This is a genomic window from Blastococcus atacamensis, assembly GCF_002938425.1.
Lineage (GTDB): Bacteria > Actinomycetota > Actinomycetes > Mycobacteriales > Geodermatophilaceae > Blastococcus > Blastococcus atacamensis.
This window is the reverse complement of the sequence record NZ_POQU01000137.1, coordinates 1-4549: the sequence shown is the minus strand read 5'-3', so window position 1 is coordinate 4549 and position 4549 is coordinate 1. Positions and strand designations below refer to the sequence as shown.

4 protein-coding genes are annotated in these 4549 nt (G+C 73.1%); 2 read left to right on the top strand and 2 right to left on the bottom strand.

Translation table 11 applies throughout. The features are described from left to right. Nucleotides 1–109 precede the first annotated feature (109 nt). Nucleotides 110–1243: a YihY/virulence factor BrkB family protein gene (locus tag C5508_RS18850; RefSeq protein ID WP_104526443.1), complete on the top strand. Its 1134-nt coding sequence runs from the start codon at nt 110–112 to the stop codon at nt 1241–1243. A 13-nt stretch (nt 1244–1256) separates the two neighbouring features. Here C5508_RS18850 and gcvT read toward each other — a convergent pair whose 3' ends face one another. Then, the gene (gene gcvT, locus C5508_RS18845; protein ID WP_104526442.1) at nt 1257–2375 is read right to left on the bottom strand and encodes a glycine cleavage system aminomethyltransferase GcvT; all 1119 of its coding nucleotides are present in this window, start codon (nt 2373–2375) and stop codon (nt 1257–1259) included. A 190-nt stretch (nt 2376–2565) separates the two neighbouring features. Between gcvT and C5508_RS18840 the strand changes: the two genes are divergently transcribed. After that, the gene (locus tag C5508_RS18840) at nt 2566–4077 is read left to right on the top strand and encodes a leucyl aminopeptidase (protein ID WP_104526441.1); all 1512 of its coding nucleotides are present in this window, start codon (nt 2566–2568) and stop codon (nt 4075–4077) included. Between the two features lie 96 nt (nt 4078–4173). Here C5508_RS18840 and C5508_RS18835 read toward each other — a convergent pair. Further along, on the bottom strand, nt 4174–4549 hold a 376-nt coding region (locus tag C5508_RS18835), incomplete at its 5' end, for a hypothetical protein (protein WP_232797298.1).

Sequence of the window (4549 nt, the reverse complement as noted above, 5' to 3'; positions counted from 1 at the left end):
TTTAGGAGTTGTGTGTATGTTTTTTTTTTTCCAACCAGATGACGGCATCCGAGTTCTAGGACGTTCTCTTTGGCTCGAAGAGGTGAATAAGAGCCAGAGGAGCAACCGCGTGACCGGCACCAAGCAGCACGAGAGCGCGGTCGAGCGCATCCGTCAGCGCGTCGAGGAGAAGGCGGCCCGGCGGGCAGCCGCCGCGGAGGCGGCTCGCTCGTCGGCGACGAGCCCGGACCCCGACCGGCTGCCCGCCGGCGCTCCCTCCCCCGAGCAGCAACCCGGCCTCCACGCCGAGAGGCCCACGCAGATCCCGTGGAGCGGCTGGAAACAGATCGTCAAGCGCGCCTGGGCGGAGAACAGCGCCGACAACATGCCGATCATCGCCGGCGGTGTCGCGTTCTTCGGCTTCCTGTCGATCTTCCCGGCGCTGATCGCGCTGATCTCGGTCTACGGCCTCGTCGCTTCTCCCGAGACCGTCGCCCGGCAGGTCGAGGACCTGTCCGCGCAGCTTCCCGAGGACGCCGCGGGACTCATCGAGGACCAGCTCACCGCGATCGTCGCCAACAGCGGCAGCGCGCTGAGCATCAGCCTGGTCGTGTCCATCCTGGCCGCGCTGTGGAGCGCGTCGGGCGGTGTGGGCAACGTGGTCACCGCCGTCAACATCGCCTACGACGAGGTCGAGACGCGAGGCTTCGTCAAGCTGAAGCTGCTCTCGCTGGCGCTGACCCTCGGCGCGATCGTCTTCGTCCTGATCACCTTCACGCTCGTGGCCGTCGTCCCGGCCGTGCTGGAGGCGCTGCCCCTGGGCGTGGTCGGCGTCATCCTGGCCCAGGTGGCGCGGTGGGTGCTGCTGCTCGCCGTGTTCGCCGGCGCGCTGTCGGTGCTCTACCGCGTCGCCCCCGACCGCGACTCCCCCCGGTTGAGCTGGGTGAGCCTGGGCGCCGTTGTCGTCACCGTCATCTGGGCGCTGGTCAGCATCGGCTTCGCCATCTACGTGGACAACTTCGGCTCCTACGACAAGACGTACGGAGCGATCGCCGGCGTCATCGTGCTGATGCTGTGGCTGTACCTGACCTGCTACCTGGTCCTGCTGGGCGCGGAGATCAACGCCGAGGCCGAGCACCAGACGGCGAAGGACACCACCGACGGCGACCCCGAGCCGATGGGTGACCGCGGCGCCGTCGTCGCCGACACCCTGCCCGAGTCGCCCCAGCCGAAGAAGGGCGACAGCGACCCCACCCACAAGTGACGGGCCCCCGGGCTCAGCGCACGGAGGACGGCACGAACGGCGGGCGGACCGCCTCGACCGCCTGCGGCCGGCCGCGGACGTCGACGGCGAGCTCGGTGCCCGCCTCGATGCCGGCCGAGGCGTCCAGCAGCGCGAGCGCGATGCCCGTCTTCAGCGTCGGCGAGAACGTGCCGCTCGTGGTCTCACCCACCCGCTGACCGGCGGCGTCCAGTACCGCCATGCCGGGACGCGGGATGCCGCGACCGGTGGCCCGCAGGCCCCACAGGAGCCGGGCCGGGCCGGCCTCCTTCTCGGCCAGCAGCGCCTCGCGGCCCCAGAAGGCGGGCTTGCTCCAGCCCACCGCCCAGCCGGCCCGCGCCTGGACCGGTGAGATCTCCCGCGACAGCTCGTGCCCGTGCAGCGGATAACCCATCTCGGTGCGCAGGGTGTCGCGGGCACCCAGCCCGCACGGACGGATCCCGAGGTCGGCCCCCGTCTCGAGCAGCGCGTCCCACATCTCGGCGGCGCGGTCGGCGCCGACGAGCAGCTCGTAGCCGTGCTCACCGGTGTAGCCGGTGCGGCAGACGGTCACCTCGGCCGCTCCCCCGCCGGTACCGGTCACGAACGACATGTACCCGATCTCGCCAGGGACCCCGAGCAGCTCGAGCACCTGCAGCGAACGGGGCCCCTGGAGGGCCAGGACGGCGACCTCCGCGTGCCGGTCCTCCACTGTGACGCCGGTCGGAGCGGCGTCGGCCAGCCGGCCCAGCACCTCGGCGGCGTTGGCGGCGTTGGGCACCAGCAGCACGTCGTCGGGCCCGTGCAGGTAGACGATCAGGTCGTCGACCACCCCGCCCGCCTGCGGCTCCCCGTCCGGTACGCAGCAGAGCGTGTACTGCGCCTGACCCGGCCCGATCCGCGACAGATCGTTGGACAGGCAGGCGTCGACGAACGCGGCCGCACCCGGCCCGCGGACGGTGCCGGTGCCCAGGTGCGAGACGTCGAACAGGCCCACGCCCGACCGGACGGCGGCATGCTCGGCCAGGACCCCGCCGCCGGCGTACTCGATGGGCATCGACCACCCGCTGAAATCGGCGAGCTTGGCCCCGGCCGCGAGGTGCCGGTCGTGCAGTGGGGAGGTCAACGGGCTCACCCCGGTCACGCTAGTGGGACCCCCGTGACGACGTGGGAGAACGGCCCGGCACGAGCGGATGACCTTCTCGGAACGGCCCCGCCCGGAGGCTCGCCCCGAGCGGGCGACGTCCTGGAACGGCCCCGTCGCAGGGGCCCGGCATGAGCGGAGCGAGTGTCGGGGGGCGACGGGGTCCTTCTAGGATCGGGCGGTGCCACCGACGATCTCCGCGACCGACCAACCGCTCGAGAAGCTGACCGCCGACGCCGTCGTCGTCGCCGTCGGCAAGGGGCCCGAGGGCCTCCTCCCGACCCCCGGCGCCGAGGCCGTCGACCGCCTCCTCGGCGGCCGGCTGTTCGCGGCGCTCGCCGACCTCGGCGCCAAGGGCGGCGAGGACGAGGTCACCCGCCTGCCGTCCTTCGGGCAGGGCCCGTTCCCGGTCGTCGCCGTCGCGGGCCTGGGCGCTCCCGACGCCGCCGGTGGGTACGCCCCCGAGGCCGTGCGCCGCGCCGCGGGTGCGGCCAGCCGGGCGCTGCGCGGCCGCCGCTCGGTGATCACGCTGCTCGCCGCCGTGGGCGGCACCCCCGACGCTGACCGGCTGCACGCCGTCGGCGAGGGCTCGCTGCTCGGCGCCTACGAGTTCACCGCCTACAAGTCCGACCTGCCGGCGAACCGCCCGACGCCGCCGCAGGACTTCACCGTCGTCGTCCCGGGCGCGGCCGCCGCCGAGACCGCGCTGCGCCGGGTGCGCGCGGTCGCCGACGCCGTCGCCCTCGTGCGCGACCTCGTGAACACCCCGCCGAACGACCTCTTCCCGGCCGAGCTCGCCGCCCGCGGCGCTGCGGCCGGTGAGAAGCTCGGCCTGACCGCGGAGATCCTCGACGAGGACGCCCTCGCCGCGGGCGGCTACGGCGGCATCCTGGCCGTCGGCGGCGGTTCCTCCCGCAAGCCGCGCCTGCTGCGCCTCACCTACGCCGGCTCCGGTGCCCGCAAGAAGATCGCGCTGGTCGGCAAGGGGATCACCTTCGACAGCGGCGGAATCTCGATCAAGCCCGCCGCGAAGATGGAGGACATGAAGAGCGACATGGCCGGCGCCGCCGCCGTGATCGCCACCGTGTGCCTCGTCGCCCAGCTGGGCCTGCCCGTCGAGGTGACCGCCACCGTCCCGATCGCGGAGAACCTGCCCAGCGGCACCTCCTACCGCCCGGCCGACGTGGTGACCTTCCGCAACGGCAAGAAGGCCGAGATCACCAACACCGACGCCGAGGGCCGCGTGGTGCTCGCCGACGCGATCGCCCGCGCCGCCGAGGACCGCCCCGACGTGCTGCTCGAGACCTCCACTCTCACCGGCGCCCAGATGGTGGCCCTCGGCGGGCGGACCTCCGGGGTCATGGGCTCGGACGACCTGCGCGACGCCGTCGTCGCCGCGGCCAAGCGCAGCGGCGAGAGCATGTGGCCCATGCCGCTGCCGCCCGAGCTGCGCCGCGGCCTGGACTCTCCGGTGGCCGACTTCGTCAACGCCAACACCGACCGCCTGGGCGGCATGCTCGTCGGCGGGCACTTCCTGGCCGAGTTCGTCCCGGCCGGGCTCCCGTGGGTGCACATCGACATCGCCGGCCCGAGCTACAACACCTCGGCGCCGTGGGGCTACACGCCCAAGGGCGGTACCGGCGTCCCGGTGCGCACCCTGCTCGCCACCATCGAGGCCCTCATCGCCGAGTGACCGCCCCCATGATCAGCTGAGCTGATCGTTCCGGGTCCTGGCTCACCTCCGACGGTGAGGCAGGACCCGGCCCGGTGAGCCAGGACGGCGAGCAACTCAGGAACCGGACGGCTTCCGGCCCGCGGAGTGGTCGCGCATCCGCCGGGGATAGCCCGTCACCTGGGCGTCGTACACCGGCACGCCGAGGTCGCGGGACAGCCGCCGCGCGACCTCCGGCCCGGCGATCCGGCGGCGCGTCCACTCCCCGTCGGCGGCGACCAGCACGATCGTCGTCTGCGTGACGGCGGTCCGCGGCTCGACGTAGCCCTCGACCCCGCGGCGCGTACCGGCGAACTGCTCGAGGTGCTGGAGGTCCGCTCGCTGCGCGCCGCGGTCCAAGGTCGCGGCCCGGCCCTCGCCCCTCGCGCGCCGACCCCGCAGCCGGTCGAACACTCCCATGCCCGGTCTCTTATAAAGATCTCCGAAACCAACA